Raw genomic sequence first — 14,627 nt, 5'->3', positions numbered from 1 at the left:
TCTTCAAAGAGAAGCCGGCCGCGAAACGCGGCCGGTGTTGTTCTTATACCTTTCCCCGCAACGCGGGGAGAGGGGCGGATGACTTAACCCGCGACCTGCTTGATGCGGGCAATCAGTTCGTCGACGGCCTTATCGACCGGAACCTTCTCGCTTACTACCCGGTTCATCGCCTTGGCCCACACGTTCTCGTTGTTGAGAATCGTGAACTTCCAGTTCTTGGTGAAGTCGAACGCGGCGGTGCCGCCTTTGAACTGCGTGTAGACTGCCTTGCGGTGCTTGTCAGCCTGCCAGAACGGGCTTTCCTGGCTTTCCTTCGTCACTGGGAACCAGCGGCCGAGCGCGCCCTCGATATAGGGACGGACGTTCTCTTCCTGGAGCAGGAAGCTGATGAACTGCTTGGCCTCGGCCTTGTTCTTGGCCGCGGTGAAGATCAGCCCGGTCTTGACGTCGGAGCGGTAGCGGATGGTCGAACCATCCGGCGCCTTGGGGAAGGACGCCGTGATGATGTCCTGCTCATAGGCCTTCTTGCCGGCGTCGCGCTGTTCCTGGGTGAGGGCCTGGTTCTGCGAGTCCTCGAACCACTTCGCCGCGATCGAGATCGTGAAGTTGTGGGTCATCACGATCGTCTTGTTGTGGAAGGCAACGTTGTTGTCAGGATCCTTCCACGTCGTCGAGGACGGCGGCGTGCAGCCCTTGATGTACGTGTCGGTGTAGTCCTTCATCGCCTTGATCAGGTTCTCGCGGACCTTGGGATCATCGACCAGCAGCTTGCCGTCGTCGTCGACCAGCTTGACGTGGTAGGCGTCCATGAAGGTGTAGAACGACTGGAAGGCATCGGTGGATTCCACGCCCATCGGCTGGCCTACGGCATAGATGCGCTGGCCGGTCGCCTTGCGGATCGCCGGCTGCACCTTGTCGCACCAGAACGACCAATAGCCCGTCCAATCGGTCGGAATGTCGCTCTGCTTGAAGCCGGCCTTTTCCAGCATGTCGTTCCAGATCTGGACATGCATGCTCTGCTGCTTCAGTGGGAAGCCGTAATAGGCCTTCTTCTTGGTCACATCGTTGTAGAGGATCGACGCGTCCAGCGTGTTCTGCACGAACCGGCCCTTGATCGGCTCCATGACATCCGTGAGGTCCTCGAGCTTGCCCTCGTATGCCCACTTGCCCTGCGCCTGCACGTCATAGGAGTCGGAGTAGGCAACATCGGGCACGGTGCCGGCATCGAGCGCCGCGACGGTCTTCGGAATCATGTCCTGGATCGCGTATTGCGACAATTCGACCTTGATGCCGGTCTTGGCTTCGAACTTCTTGATCGTCTCGATCAGCGCGTCGTCTTCGGAGCGATAGAAGCCCTTGCCCCACCAGACCGTAATCGTCTTCTGCTGCGCAAAGGCGGGTGCAGTGGCGGCGAAAAGCCCAACCGCAGCGACCGCCAATGATACTGCGCCAATAACCTTGGATCTCACGTTTTTCTCCCTCAAACGACCGGTGTTTTTAGCCGGTCGTATAAAACACTAGCGCATGGCGGAAGTCTGATCTAGCGCCATGTTGTCAGACCAATGTCGTGGGATAGAGCCTCGCGGAGATGCTTAACCCGCGTATCGATCCAATCGCCGCATCAATTCGCAGCGATCAATTCGCCTTGTGCGTTCTGGCTTGGCCTGCCCATGCGCAGCTCCACACACCCGCTCGCCGCCAGCGAAAGTCTCAGCTGTTGTAAGCGGTATGAGGACTGAACGCAACGCAGCCGGCTTGCAACGCCGCGGCGCTCCGGCTGCGGGAGCCAAAATGTCTCTGAAGGATACGGGCGGCTGATCCACGAGCTCAGGTTCGTCGGGGAACGGACTTGCACCGCTTAGCGGCAAACTGTCAGCGTTTCCCCTTCAGCCCTGTTGAAATGGCATGCGAACTTGCCTCAGCGGATCGGGATCGCGCCTTGCCTTGCCCGCTGGTCCGGGAAGGCGAACGCCATGCCTCGAGCAGCATCTTGAGAAATTGGCTGGCATGAGGGGATAGTGTCGCCCCGCGCCTGCGCACGATTCCGATCGTCCGCGACACTTCCGGCTCGATCAACCGAATGGTGTGAATGATCGGATGATCGGCAGCGGGAGTCGCGAGCTTCGGTAGCACGGCAATGCCCAGTCCCGCTTCGACCAGGCCAAGCGAACCTGAGAGATGAGCGACTTCATAGGACCAGTTCAGCTGCAGACCGTGTCGCGCCAGCGCATTGTCGATCAATGCGCGATTGCCGCTGTTGCGACCGACGGTGATCACCCGGTGCGGCACAATTTCCGACCAGCTTACCTGCTTGCGTGACGCCAGCGGATGGTCATGACGGCAGGCCAGGACGAAAGGATCCTCAACCAGTTTTTCAAAGTCAATCTCGGCATGCGAAGCACCAATGAAATTGATGCCGAAATCGGCTTCTCCGCGCGCGACCGCTTCCAGTCCCTCATTGGCACCGATGTCCAGAATCCGGATGCGAATGCGCGGATAGGCTTCGGCAAACCGGCCGATCGCACGCGGCAGAAAATAGAATACTGCTGTCGGCACCGCAGCCACCGAGACTAGGCCTGAACTTCGCGCGCCGATATCATGGATGGCGAGCACCGAGGTCTCAAACTCGTCGATGAGGCGGCGCACCTTCGCCAGGAAGTCACGGCCCGTCATGGTGAGATTGACGTGGCGCGTCGACCGCTCGAGCAACGGCGCACCGAGGCTTTCTTCCAGCTTCTGAATGCGTCGGCTGAGCGCCGGCTGAGACAGGTTCAGCGCCTTGGCAGTGCGAACAAAGCTTCCCGTCTCCGCGACCGTGATGAACGCCTTGAGGTCGAGCAGTTCTGCGTTCATGGCAGCCTCCATTATATCGATATGCGGAATAATACATCGGATATTTGCATTTCACAAAAGAGTTCAGAGGGAGGATGTTCTGGTCGAGCGAAGACGTCGCCGAACGGAAGAGGTCCATGAACGATCAGATTGCCATCCCCTGTGTGGTAATGCGTGGGGGTACCTCGCGCGGGCCGTTCTTCCTCGCCCGCGATCTTCCGGCCGATCCCAGGTTACGCGACGCGATCCTGTTGTCCGTGATGGGAGGTGGGCACGATCTTGGAATCGATGGAATCGGCGGCGGCAATGCCGTTATCAACAAGGTCGCGATCATTGGGCCGGCCTCGGTACCCGGCGCCGATGTTGACTACCTGTTTGCGCAGGTCCGTGTTCGTGAAGGGATCGTCGACACCTCGCCGAACTGCGGAAATATGCTGGCGGCGGTGGGGCCGTTCGCAATCGAAGCCGAGTTGGTCGCCGCTACTGCGGATCGCACCCATGTGCGTGTCCACAATGTCAACACCGGCAAGCTGATTGATGCGACCGTTGCCACCCCCGGCGGGCGGGTGACTTACGAGGGCGAGGCGCGGATCGACGGCGTACCGGGAACGGCCGCGCCCATCGAACTGTCCTTCCCCAACGCCGCCGGCGCACGCACCGGTCGCCTGCTGCCGACGGGACGTCCGGTCGACTGCATCGAAGGGATCGACGTGACCTGCATCGACGCGGCGATGCCGGTCATGCTGGTCGGCGCGGCGGATCTGGGCTGCACCGGCCGTGAGGCGCCCTCGGGCTTCACCGACAGCGGCTTCCGCGCGTGTCTAGAGAACTTGCGCATCGAGGCGGGACGCCGGATGGGTTTTCCGAACTCCGCGACAATGGTGATCCCGAAGCCGGTTCTGATGGCGCCTGCGGGCGAGGCGGCGTTGAACATCCGGTACTTCATGCCGCATGACTGCCATAGCGCGCTGTCGGTGACCGGCGCTGTCGCGATCGCGACTGCTTGCGTGACGCCCGGAACGATCGCCGCAGAGATGGTCGGGCCGCTGGCGCTGCCGGTGCCGATCACGCTCGCCCATCCCTCGGGCCAGCTCGTCGTTCGGCTGGAGCCCGGCCCAATTGCCCGGGTGCAGCGGACGGCCCGGCGAATTTTCGAGGGCCATGTCTTCGCCCGTCGATCGCACGTGCCTCATTCGGTGCTGGCGGCCTGAAGCCCGCCGCCTTCGAAGCCATCAAGAAAAATCAGAGCCATGGGAGAAACGAGAATGCACAAGCAAGCGCTGGTCGGGCACCCGAACACGCCGGCGGGGAAGCCATTCTACCGGATTCTCTATGTCCAGGTGCTGATTGGCCTGATGCTGGGTGTCCTCACGGGCCATCTGTGGCCTGAGTTTGGTGCCGCGCTGAAGCCGCTTGGCGACGGCTTCGTCAAGCTGGTCAAGATGATGATCGCGCCGATCGTGTTCTGCACTATCGTCAGCGGCATCAACAGCATCAGCGATTCCCGCGAGATCGGCCGCACGCTGGTGAAATCCATGGCGCTGTTCTACCTGCTGACTGTGCTGGCGCTGCTGGCCGGGTTACTCGCTGTATCGCTGATCCAGCCGGGTGTCGGCATGCATGTGGCCGTCAGTACGCTGGATCCGTCGGTGGCTGCGAAATTCATCAAGCAGGCAGGTGCGACCGGATTCGCGGAGTTCGTGCTGCACATCATCCCACATTCGTTTTTTGGAGCGTTTGCGGATGGCGAAGTGCTGCCGGTGCTACTGATTTCTGTCCTGATCGCTTTTGGCCTAAGCCGTGCCGGCGATGGCGGTGTGGTGGTGACAAAGGCAGTCGACTCGTTCTCACAGGTGCTGTTTGTGTCCTTCGGCTTCATCATGAAGCTCGCTCCGCTCGGCGCCTTTGGAGCCATGGCGTTCACGGTGGGGCGCTACGGCATCCATTCGATTGGTTCGCTCGGACTGCTGATCCTGACGTTCTACATCGCCTGCTCCGTCTTCGTGGTCGTCGTGCTTGGCACGCTGGCGCGGCTTAACGGCTTCAGCCTGTGGAAGACTGTCCGCTACTTCAAGGAAGAACTGCTGATCGTGCTCGGCACGTCGTCGTCGGAGCCGGCGTTGCCTGGTGCGCTGCGCAAGCTGGAGCAACTCGGATGCCGGAAAGGCGTATCGGGGCTCGTGTTGCCGATGGGCTACTCTTTCAATCTGGACGGCAGCGCCATTTATCTCACCCTGGCTTCCATCTTCATTGCGCAAGCCTGCGACATTCACCTGTCATGGGGGCAGATTGCGGCAATGCTCGGACTGATGCTGCTGACTTCCAAAGGGGCGGCAGGCGTCACCGGCAGCGGCTTCGTCGCGCTTGTCGCGACCCTTTCGGTCATGCCGGATTTGCCGGTGACCGGCGTGGCGCTGCTTGTCGGCATCGACCGCTTCATGTCGGAGGCGCGGGCGCTGACCAGCATGATCAGCAACTGTGTCGCATCCATCACCATTTCGCTGTGGGAGGACGCCTGTGACCGCGAGGTGCTGGCCCGTGAACTGGGACAGAGTGGCACTATCAAGGTTGCGGCCGGGACGAAGATCGACGGGGCAACAAGGGTGCACGAGGACAAGAGCTGGATCTCGACGACGCAATCGGCCGCTTGACGCCGCGTTGCATGAAATCCGTCGCAGTATTGGATTTGGCAAATCGAGCCTGTCGCGCGCGGGCTGCCAAACCTAACAGAGCGAGGTTGATCACTCTAGTTGGACTTGGCGCCCTCCTTCGCGTTCTCCGCCGTCGGCGATCCGTCCTGCGCCGGGCGCTTTCCGCCCCCGGTAATGCGCTGCTTCAGGAGATCGAGGAAGGGAGAGGCCGCAGGCGACTGCCGGATCAGGCTTTCGGGGTCGGGGAAAATCAGGGGATCGTCCCAGGGCCCCTGCACCATGAAGGGCAATTGAAAGCCTGACGCCGTGTTGAGGCTCGCGACGCCCTTCATGTCGTATTCGCGTGTCGGTACGGAGGCGGTGCCGGTCAGCGTGATCTTCGCCGCGGGTCCTTCGATGCGGATGTCCTCGGCGGTGGCGATCCCGTCGGAGAATTTCACTGCGATGGTGAGCTTGTCGTAGGGGGTCGAGCCGTTGCGGAAATTGCCGCCGCCCGACAGCGGCCGCCGCTCCAACCGCTTGAGCAACTGCTCGGCATTGAAGCCCGAGATCGCGCCGTCATGCCCGGTGACGGTGGCGCTGCCGTCGAGCGACTGCACGAGGCCGAACGGGCTCGAGCCGGAGGCGAAGAGCGAAACGTTGATGTTGCCGCGGCCGGACAGTTTGTTGAGGCCGAACAGTTCGGAGGCGCAAGCCTGGAGGTCGACGTCGGTGAACTGGAATTGCGCCTTGATGTCGGCGACGCTGTCGGCGCGCGCGATGCCGAACGAACCCTTGGCGATGCCGCCATAGACCTGGGCCTCGCCGACCGAGAGCGCCAGCGTGCCGTTGCGCAAATTGGCGCCGATCGCAGTGCGGCCGAGCTTCGACGGGCCGACCGTCAGCTTTGCCGCCGACAGGCGCATGTCGAGGTCAGTGGTCGACAGCCCGTTAAGATCGAACAGCTGCCTGTTCCAGTCGCGCGCGCCGCTCGCGAGCAGGCGGAAGGTCGAGATATAGGGTGTGAAGTCGAGCGCGTCAGCGGCGAGCGTCGCCTGCAGGGTCTGCCGGCCGTTATTGGCGTAGGTCATCACGCCTTCAGCGGCATTGCCGTCGAGCTCGACATTGACGTTGGTGAGCGCGATCGAGGCACCCACGACGTTGGCGCGCGCCTTCAGCGCGAAACGGCCGAAGCCGCCGCTGGCGGGCTGCGGCTGGCCGGTCCAGCGTAGCGCATTGCGCAAGGACGGGCTGTCGATGGTGAGCGTGCCTTCCATCATCGGGCTGGTGCGGTTGGCGACGCTGCCGTCGAAGGCGAGCTTGAGCGGCGCGCTCGCGATCCGCGCCTTCAATCCTGAGCGCTCGCCGGAGAGGGCGGCGACGAAATCGGAAAAGCTGATCGAGCCATCGACGCGCTCGCCCCGCCAGTCGAACTGTCCGGTCGCGGCGAAGGAGCGCGAGATCGAGGGCCAGGCCAGCGACAGGTCAATGTCCTCTAGCTTCTCGGTGGCGCGCGTGGCAACGTCCTCGTAATTGAGCACGCCGTCCTGGATCCTGATCTCGGAGAACGACACCTGATTGTCGGCCCCGGGCTTCATGGTGCGCGCAATGGTCTGGATGAAGGGCGTCCAGTTGCTCTCGCCGTCCGGCTTCAGGCTGACATGAATGCGCGGCCGCAGCAGCGTCAGGTCGGCGATCTCGAACCGTTGCAACAGCAGCGGCAGCAGCCGCAAATTGGCGGTGAGGACGTCGACATGAAGCGCGGGATCGTAGGCGCCGCCGCCCTTGAGACCGACGTCGCGGAAGGAGATATAGCTCGCCGGCAGGACCGAAATGTCGATGTTGCCTGCGACACTGAGCTCGAGCCCGGTCACGTCGCGGATCTGCGCTTCCACCGCCTTGCGCAGCGCGTCACGGTTAATGAGCCAGGAGGTCGCGATCAGGGCGATCAGCGCCACGCCGAGCAGCGCCGCGATCGGGGTCCCGAGGCGCTTCATTCCTTGGGCCATGGTCAATGGCATGTCCTGATCGGGTTGGTCGTTGGAGCCAGAAGGACGGGTCGGGAAACCTGCGTGCCCATGCCCAAGCCCTATTATGTTAAGTCCCGCAACTTGATGGGTTTTCTTGTCGCTTTCAAGGCCGCGGACGATTCTGCCCACGGCGTGGGCAGCTTCTATCACCCGGCCACGGATCGGAGAACCCCGTATCATTGACGGCTTCGGAGAATTTCGCCTAATAATCGCCGCCAATAAGGCGCGACGCCCGCAAGCCGAACGTTCAGTCGAAGGTCATTTGCATGAACAAGGTCTATCCCGACGCCAAGTCGGCTCTGTCAGGCATTCTCAAAGACAACATGATGATCATGTCGGGCGGCTTCGGCCTCTGTGGCATCGCCGAGGAGCTGTCGGACGCGATCCGCGAGTCCGGCGTCAAGGGCTTGACGGTGGTCTCCAACAATGCCGGCGTCGACGGTATCGGGCTCAGCCGGCTGCTGCAAACCCGGCAGATCAAGAAGATGATCTCGTCCTATGTTGGCGAGAACAAGCTGTTCGCCCAGCAATTCCTCGCCGGCGAGCTGGAACTCGAATTCAATCCGCAGGGCACGCTGGCCGAGCGCATTCGCGCCGGCGGCGCCGGCATCCCGGCCTTTTACACCAAGACCGGCGTCGGCACGCTGATCGCCGAAGGCAAGGAAGTGAAGGAATTCGACGGCGAGAAATATCTGATGGAGCGTGGCCTGTTCGCCGATCTCGCCATCGTGCATGCCTGGAAGGGCGACACCGCCGGCAACCTCATCTACCGGAAGACCGCGCGCAACTTTAACCCGATGATGGCGACCGCCGCCAAGATCACGGTGGCCGAGGTCGAGCATCTGGTTCCGGCCGGTGAACTCAATCCCGACCACATCCACACGCCCGGCATCTTCGTGAAGCGCATCGTCGAGGTCGGCACGGCCAAGAAGCGCATCGAATTCCGCAACACCCGCCCGCGTCCGACGGCGGCGCAGGCGGCCGGCACTGGAGTAGAAATCTGATGGCCTGGACCCGTGAACAGATGGCCGCGCGCGCCGCGAAGGAACTGCGCGACGGCTATTACGTCAATCTCGGCATCGGCATCCCGACGCTGGTCTCGAACTACATACCCGATGGCATTGACGTCAGCCTCCAGAGCGAGAACGGCATGCTCGGCATGGGCCCGTTCCCCTATGAAGACGAGGTGGACGCGGACCTGATCAACGCCGGCAAGCAGACCGTGAGCGAACTGCCCTCGACGTCTTATTTCTCGAGCGCCGATTCCTTCGGCATGATCCGCGGTGGTCACATGGATCTGTCGATCCTCGGCGCCATGCAGGTGGCCCAGAACGGCGACCTCGCCAACTGGATGATCCCCGGCAAGATGGTCAAGGGCATGGGCGGCGCGATGGACCTCGTCGCCGGCGTCAAGCGCGTCGTCGTGGTGATGGAGCATTCCGCCAAGGACGGTCCGAAGCTCCTGAAGCAGTGCAACCTGCCGCTCACCGGCGAGCGCGTGGTCGACATGGTCGTCACCGATCTCGCCGTCTTCACTATCGACAAGCACGGCGACGGCGGCATGGCCCTGATCGAGCTCGCCGACGGCGTCTCGCTCGAGGAGGTCAAGGCCAAGACCGAAGCCGAATTCCGCGTTGCGCTGAAGAATACGTAAGGCCGTCGCAATGGAGGCGCGCATGACGATACGGTCAGCGCGTCCCGACGACGCCGGTTTTGTCGCACGAACCATTTTGACATCGCAGCGCGGCTACCGCACGCGTGGCTGGTTCGACGTCGCGCTCGGCTGCCCCGAAGCGCAGTGCCTCGATTTCATCGCGCGCATCACCGTCGCAGACGCGGTGTCGATGTGGCACGTCTCGCAATTCCTGATCGCCGAGATCGATGGCATGCCTGCCGCCGCGCTATCCGCGCTGCCGGCGGCCGGCACCGGACCTTCGGCCTGGCGCGCGATCGAGGAAGTCGCCGGTGCAACCGGGCTCGCCGCGCTGGAGCTGGAAGCCATCCGTCGACGCGGCGCCTATACGCGCGCCTGCTGGGTTCAGGGCGGCGAGGGCGACTGGATGATAGAATATATCGCATCCGATCCCGCCTATCGCGGTCGCAGCCTGGTGCAGGCGCTGATCGGGCACGCGCTGGATAAAGGGCGGGCGGCTGGATTTGGCCGGGCGACGATATCGTTTCTGATCGGTAACGAGCCCGCCGAACGTGCCTATAGCAAGGCCGGATTCGTGTTCGCGGAGGAGAAGCGCGATCCCGATTTCGAGGCGCTGATCGGCGCGCCCGGCTTTCGCATGTTCGTGCGGACAATCTAGCCCGCTGCGGCGCGGCCGACTTATCGGAAAGCTGTTCCGCGCCCGCGACATGGTCGATTGGATCGATGCTGCCGTTGACGAGTTCGCGCCAGCCCGGCGCGACCGCAGCGCCCCACCGAAACCCCCAATCGAACCGGTTCCTTCCCTGCCGCGTCTCATCACGATGGCGAGGCATCTTTTCGCGCGTCCGGCTGGTGACGCGTCGATATCGGCAGGGAGGAAATTTATGCGTACCATCGCAAAATATCTGGCGACGACGATTCTGGTCCTGGTGGCCTCGGCGGCGGCGTTGCCGTCATGGGCCGCCGACGTGGACGCCACATCGGCTATCGACACCGTCACCGTCTATCCCGATGGTGCCACCGTGACCCGTGTCATCGCGCTGGATCTGGCCTCCGGTGACAGTACGTTGGTCGCGAAGGACTTTCCGCTCTCGCTCGATCCGTCCTCCCTCCGCGTCGAGGGCGAAGCGGGCGCCAAGCTGACTATCGGCACCATCGACGCGCGACCGCCGCGTGCGGCGCCGCCGGTCAACCTGTCCGAGCTCGACCAGCGCATCGAAACGCTCAAGGACGAACGCTCCGATTTGCAAGGAGCAATCGATGCGGCGGTCGCGCGGCGCAAATTCGCTCAGCGCTTTGCCGAAGTCTCTCCTGCCGGTCTCGGCGACAAGGGCGAGGCCCGGCCGATCACCGAATGGCGCGCGGCCTTTGCCGCCGTCGCCGACGAGATCGCGACCGCCGACACTGCGATCCGCGAGGCCACGCGAAAACAGCGCGAGATCGATCGGCAGATCGCGCAGCTCGAGGCCGAGCGTTCGGCCAAGCCGCCGAGCAAGCTGGAGGTGCGGATCGACGTCGCCTTGGCAGCCGCGACCAAGGCGACGCTGCGGGTGACCTATACCGTGCGCAATGCGCGCTGGCTGCCGCTCTATGACGCGCGCCTCGACACTGGCGCCAAGGATCGCAAGCCGCAGCTCGAGCTGGTGCGCCGCGCCGAGGTCACGCAATCGACCGGCGAGGATTGGTCCAACGTGACGCTCGGCGTCTCCACCGTCCACATCAGCCGCGGCGGCAGCGCCCCGGAGCTGAATTCGCTGGTCGCGCAATATCCGCAGGTGGCGAAACCGCTGGCTGCAGGAACGGTCTCCGATCTGGCGCGGCCCGCGCCGGTCGCACGTCAGATGCAGCCCCATCTTTCGAAAATGGCCGAATCGGCCGAGCCGCGTGAACGCGCCGACGAGCAGCAGGCGGTTGCCGAGATCGGGGACTTCCAGGCTACCTTCAAGATTCCCGGGCGCGTCAGCCTCGGCGCCGCCGAAGGCGCCAAGAGCCTCCGTATTGCTTCGGTGAATGTGCCCGCCGATCTGGCGGTGCGGGCCGCCCCGGTGATGGACCCGACCGCCTTCCTCGAAGCCAGCTTCAGGCAGACCGACGAGGCGACTCTATTGCCGGGCAAGGTCGCGATCTACCGCGACGGCGTCTTCGTCGGCCGCGGCAAGATCATGGCGTCGGCCAAGGACGACATCGTGCGGCTCGGCTTCGGCGCCGACGACAAGGTTAAGATCGAGCGCGCGGTACTCAAGCGCAACGAGGGGTCGGCGGGTCTCCTTGTCACGACGTCGAAGACCGACGAGCGCGCGTTCAAGACGACGATCCGCAATGGACACGACTTCCCGATCAAGATTGCGATCGAGGATCAGCTGCCGGTCAGCGAGAACGAGGACATCGTGGTCGAGATGCTGCCCGCAAGCACGCCGCCCACCGCGAGCAACATCCGCGACAAGCGTGGCGTGATGGAATGGTCGTTCGACGCCAAGCCCGGCGAGTCCAAGGACATCAACTTCGCCTGGCGCATCCGCTGGCCGAAGGACAAGAGCATGGTGATCGCACCGGCCGGCTGACGGTGTCTCTTCACCTCTCCCGTAGTGACAGGTGAAGTGCGCCGCAAGCTCTGCGCAAATCAACTGGGCATCATCGCGTAGGTCCAGCCGCTCGCATCGATTGCGGCAGCACGTACGGTACGCCGTCGCCGCCTTGGTGCACGGCGGCATCGATCTCGAAGATGTCGCGGATGATCTCGTGCGTGACGACATCGGCCCGCGGGCCGTCGACGGCGAGCTTACCGCGGTTCAGCACGATCAGTCGGTCGGCGAAGCGGATCGCGAGGTTGAGGTCGTGCAGGATTGCGACCACCGCCGTGCCACCTGCCGCGCGGCGGCGCGCGGCTTCGACGAGGTCGATCTGGTGGCGCAGGTCGAGGCTCGAGGTCGGCTCGTCCAGCAGCAGAAGTCCGGGGCCGTGTTCGGCCTCGCCGCAGGCGAGTTGCACCAGCACGCGGGCGAAATGGGCTCGCTGCTGCTCGCCGCCGGACAGTGTCGGCAATTGCCCGTCTCTGAAATGGGCGAGGCCAACCTCGTCCAGTGCGGCATCGACGAGCGCGCTCGCCTCGCGCGAGCTGCGATCGCCTGCGCCCATCAGCACGATCTCCTCCACCGTGAAGGGAAAGGTGACGTTGATGTGCTGGGACAGCATGGCGCGGCGCGCGGCGAGCTCGCGCGGCGTGAAGCTGCTGATGTCGCGCTGCTTCAGCCGCACCTCGCCCTCGCTTGGGCGGAGATCGCCGGAGAGCAGCCGCAGCAGCGTCGACTTGCCGGCGCCGTTCGGGCCAATGATGGCGACCGTCTCGCCGGCCGCGACATGCAGGCCAACCGCATCGAGCAGTGTCGCGCGGCCGGCGTGCTTGCTTAAGGATTGCGCCTCGATCACGGCGCTCATAGCGAGGCGAGCCCACGCTGCCGCAGCAGGATGGCCAGGAAGACCGGCGCACCGACGGCCGCGGTCAAAATGCCGATCGGCATCTCCGCAGGCGCCACGATGGTGCGCGCCAGCGTGTCGGCGCCGACCATCAGAATAGCGCCAAGCAGCACCGAGGCGGGCAGCAGCAGCCGATGCGCCGGTCCGACGACCAGACGGAGCAGATGCGGCACGACGATGCCGACGAAGCCGATGACACCGCTGATCGACACCGCAACGCCGGTCATGGCGGAAACCATGACGATCGAGATCCGTTTCAGGCGCTCGACGTCGACCCCGCCGTGAAAAGCGTCGGCTTCGCCGAGCACCAGGAGATCGAGCCCGCGCGCGATGAAGGCGCAGGCCGCAAGCCCGACGGCCAGGATCGGCGTGAGCACGGCGGCCTTGGTCCAGGTCGCGCCGCTCATCGAGCCCAGCAGCCAGAAGGTGATGTCGCGGAGCTGGCGGTCATCGGCGACGAACACCAGCAACCCGATGCCGGCATTGGCAATGGCGGTGATGGCGACGCCGGCGAGCAGGAAGATCGCGATGGAGGTTCGCCCGGCACGGCTGGAGATGCCGTAGAGGATCGCGGTCGTCGTCAGCGAACCTGTAAAGGCCGCGAGCGGCAACAGCTCGGTCTGGAGGAAGCGCAGCGCTTCGCCGAACCGTGAATCGGTGAAGACGATCGCACTCGCCGCCGCGATCGCGCCGCCGCTGGAAACGCCGACCAGCGCGGGATCGGCGAGCGGATTACGAAACAGTCCCTGCATGATCGCGCCGGCCGCGGCGAGCAAGCCGCCGACCATCGCGGTCGATGCGATCCGGGGAATGCGGATCGACCACAGCACGAGCTGGTCACGCGCCGTCATGGCGTCGGCAATCGTATTGCCGGCAAAGCCGAGCGCAGCAGGCAGTCGCGAGAGAGGAATACCGGCCGCACCAACCGTCAGCGCAACGATGGCGGTGAGCACGAGTAGCACGACCAGAAGGGGAAGCGCGAACGATGCGGCACGTCGTCGTGCGGCGCGTCGTCGCCGGCTTTGCGCATCCGTCCCGACCGCCACACTCATTGCCGGCAATTCGCCGCCGACAGGGCCGACGTGAACGCGCCGCCCTGTTCGGCCAGCGTCGGATAGAGCTTGACGGAGAGATCGCGAGCGGCCGCGGCCGTGCGCGGCCCGAACCCGAGCAGATAGAGGCCGTCCATGGTGATGAAACTCTTGTTGGACGCAACCGGCGTCAGCGCAAAGCCGGGATGGGTATAGACCGCTTCGGCCTGGAGCGAATCCTTGCCGCGCTCGATCGACAGCACGACATCGGGTTTGGCTGCCACGATCGCCTCGTCGCCGATGATCTTGTAACCATCATAATCGTCGACGGCGTTGGCGGCGCCGGCGAGCTGGATGATCTCGTCCGCCGCGGTCTTGCGGCCGGCGACCATGGCGCGTCCGTTCTGGAGCGACATCACGAACATCACGCGCGCCGGCTTCGTCACCTTGGCGCGCAGCGCGCGGAGCTGCGCGAGATCGGTGCCGACCGCAGCGCTCAGGCATTCGGCGCGCGCATCGACGCCCATGGCGTGGCCGACCAGCTTGATCTTCTCGATCAGGCCTTCCTCGGAGAAGGTCTCGGGCACCAGCACCAGCGGCACCTTCGCCCCCTCCAGGATGACCATGGTCTCGCGCGGGCCCGATCCCTGGATCGCCAGGATCAGCGTCGGGTTGAGGCCCAGCACACCTTCGGCGGAAATCTGGCGCATGTAGCCGACATTGGCTTTGTCGTGCAGCGCCGCCGCCGGATAGAGGCTCGTCGTGTCGACGCCGACCAGCCGGCTCTCCAGGCCGAGTGCATAGAGGATTTCGGTGATGGCGCCGCCGATCGAGACCGTGCGCGCGAAATCGGTGATGGCGATGTCGCGATTGCGCGCGTCGTGCACGGTGACACCGGCGGCGTGCGCGCCGGACACGAGCGCGAACGTGCCGGAGAGCAGGAGGCTTGCAAGAGTGCGACAAAATGTCATTGCGT

General features: G+C 64.0%; 12 protein-coding genes. 6 read left to right on the top strand and 6 right to left on the bottom strand.

What is annotated here, in order from left to right:
• Positions 1 to 83 precede the first annotated feature (83 nt).
• Together IVA98_RS28740 and IVA98_RS28735 are read right to left on the bottom strand one after the other, a co-directional pair.
• Positions 84 to 1,469 carry an ABC transporter substrate-binding protein gene (locus tag IVA98_RS28740; RefSeq protein ID WP_247280157.1) on the bottom strand — a complete coding sequence of 462 codons (1,386 nt, stop codon included), beginning with the start codon at positions 1,467 to 1,469 and terminating at the stop codon, positions 84 to 86.
• Positions 1,470 to 1,872: 403 nt separating this feature from the next.
• The gene (locus IVA98_RS28735) at positions 1,873 to 2,853 is read right to left on the bottom strand and encodes a LysR family transcriptional regulator (protein ID WP_247301589.1); all 981 of its coding nucleotides are present in this window, start codon (positions 2,851 to 2,853) and stop codon (positions 1,873 to 1,875) included.
• 116 nt (positions 2,854 to 2,969) lie between these two features.
• On the opposite strand from IVA98_RS28735, the gene IVA98_RS28730 reads away from it, so the two are divergent.
• Positions 2,970 to 4,043: a 4-oxalomesaconate tautomerase gene (locus IVA98_RS28730; protein ID WP_247355987.1), complete on the top strand. Its 1,074-nt coding sequence runs from the start codon at positions 2,970 to 2,972 to the stop codon at positions 4,041 to 4,043.
• Positions 4,044 to 4,097: 54 nt separating this feature from the next.
• Positions 4,098 to 5,483, top strand: a complete 1,386-nt coding sequence (locus IVA98_RS28725) for a C4-dicarboxylate transporter DctA (protein WP_249817074.1) — start codon at positions 4,098 to 4,100, stop codon at positions 5,481 to 5,483.
• Positions 5,484 to 5,578: 95 nt separating this feature from the next.
• On the opposite strand, the gene IVA98_RS28720 is transcribed toward IVA98_RS28725, so the two are convergent.
• Positions 5,579 to 7,471, bottom strand: coding sequence for an AsmA family protein (locus IVA98_RS28720; protein ID WP_247301631.1), 1,893 nt, complete (start codon positions 7,469 to 7,471; stop codon positions 5,579 to 5,581).
• A gap of 287 nt (positions 7,472 to 7,758) precedes the next feature.
• Here IVA98_RS28720 and IVA98_RS28715 point away from each other — a divergent pair, with 287 nt between their 5' ends.
• The 4 genes from IVA98_RS28715 (at position 7,759) to IVA98_RS28700 (ending at position 11,707) form a co-directional block, all read left to right on the top strand.
• Complete coding sequence (locus IVA98_RS28715; RefSeq protein WP_247301594.1) at positions 7,759 to 8,496, top strand: CoA transferase subunit A; 738 nt, start codon at positions 7,759 to 7,761, stop codon at positions 8,494 to 8,496.
• A complete protein-coding gene (locus tag IVA98_RS28710) occupies positions 8,496 to 9,146 on the top strand; it encodes a CoA transferase subunit B (protein WP_247280156.1) in 651 nt (216 codons plus the stop codon). Before IVA98_RS28715 ends, IVA98_RS28710 begins: the two co-directional genes overlap by 1 nt.
• Before the next feature lie 22 nt (positions 9,147 to 9,168).
• Positions 9,169 to 9,804 carry a GNAT family N-acetyltransferase gene (locus tag IVA98_RS28705; RefSeq protein ID WP_247301596.1) on the top strand — a complete coding sequence of 212 codons (636 nt, stop codon included), beginning with the start codon at positions 9,169 to 9,171 and terminating at the stop codon, positions 9,802 to 9,804.
• 226 nt (positions 9,805 to 10,030) lie between these two features.
• On the top strand, positions 10,031 to 11,707 hold the full coding sequence (locus tag IVA98_RS28700; RefSeq protein ID WP_247301598.1) for a mucoidy inhibitor MuiA family protein: 1,677 nt from the start codon (positions 10,031 to 10,033) through the stop codon (positions 11,705 to 11,707).
• Positions 11,708 to 11,777: 70 nt separating this feature from the next.
• Here IVA98_RS28700 and IVA98_RS28695 read toward each other — a convergent pair whose 3' ends face one another.
• Genes IVA98_RS28695 through IVA98_RS28685 form a run of 3 tightly spaced genes read right to left on the bottom strand, consistent with a single transcriptional unit; the run spans position 11,778 to position 14,622 of the window.
• On the bottom strand, positions 11,778 to 12,581 hold the full coding sequence (locus IVA98_RS28695) for a heme ABC transporter ATP-binding protein (protein ID WP_247355984.1): 804 nt from the start codon (positions 12,579 to 12,581) through the stop codon (positions 11,778 to 11,780).
• The gene (locus IVA98_RS28690; protein WP_247355982.1) at positions 12,578 to 13,672 is read right to left on the bottom strand and encodes a FecCD family ABC transporter permease; all 1,095 of its coding nucleotides are present in this window, start codon (positions 13,670 to 13,672) and stop codon (positions 12,578 to 12,580) included. Before IVA98_RS28690 ends, IVA98_RS28695 begins: the two co-directional genes overlap by 4 nt.
• On the bottom strand, positions 13,669 to 14,622 hold the full coding sequence (locus IVA98_RS28685; RefSeq protein WP_247301602.1) for a heme/hemin ABC transporter substrate-binding protein: 954 nt from the start codon (positions 14,620 to 14,622) through the stop codon (positions 13,669 to 13,671). The genes IVA98_RS28690 and IVA98_RS28685 overlap by 4 nt, the downstream gene beginning before the upstream one ends.
• Positions 14,623 to 14,627: the final 5 nt, after the last annotated feature.

This window comes from Bradyrhizobium sp. 160, from assembly GCF_023073735.1.
GTDB lineage: Bacteria > Pseudomonadota > Alphaproteobacteria > Rhizobiales > Xanthobacteraceae > Bradyrhizobium.
This window is presented reverse-complemented; position numbering and strand designations above follow the sequence as displayed.

Coding starts and splice junctions, on each gene's coding strand:
- IVA98_RS28735 (WP_247301589.1), bottom strand. CDS start 2,853: ATGAACGCAGAACTGCTCGACCTCAAGGCGTTCATCACGGTCGCGGAG.
- IVA98_RS28730 (WP_247355987.1), top strand. CDS start 2,970: ATGAACGATCAGATTGCCATCCCCTGTGTGGTAATGCGTGGGGGTACC.
- IVA98_RS28725 (WP_249817074.1), top strand. CDS start 4,098: ATGCACAAGCAAGCGCTGGTCGGGCACCCGAACACGCCGGCGGGGAAG.
- IVA98_RS28720 (WP_247301631.1), bottom strand. CDS start 7,471: ATGGCCCAAGGAATGAAGCGCCTCGGGACCCCGATCGCGGCGCTGCTC.
- IVA98_RS28715 (WP_247301594.1), top strand. CDS start 7,759: ATGAACAAGGTCTATCCCGACGCCAAGTCGGCTCTGTCAGGCATTCTC.
- IVA98_RS28710 (WP_247280156.1), top strand. CDS start 8,496: ATGGCCTGGACCCGTGAACAGATGGCCGCGCGCGCCGCGAAGGAACTG.
- IVA98_RS28705 (WP_247301596.1), top strand. CDS start 9,169: ATGACGATACGGTCAGCGCGTCCCGACGACGCCGGTTTTGTCGCACGA.
- IVA98_RS28700 (WP_247301598.1), top strand. CDS start 10,031: ATGCGTACCATCGCAAAATATCTGGCGACGACGATTCTGGTCCTGGTG.
- IVA98_RS28695 (WP_247355984.1), bottom strand. CDS start 12,581: ATGAGCGCCGTGATCGAGGCGCAATCCTTAAGCAAGCACGCCGGCCGC.
- IVA98_RS28690 (WP_247355982.1), bottom strand. CDS start 13,672: ATGAGTGTGGCGGTCGGGACGGATGCGCAAAGCCGGCGACGACGCGCC.
- IVA98_RS28685 (WP_247301602.1), bottom strand. CDS start 14,622: ATGACATTTTGTCGCACTCTTGCAAGCCTCCTGCTCTCCGGCACGTTC.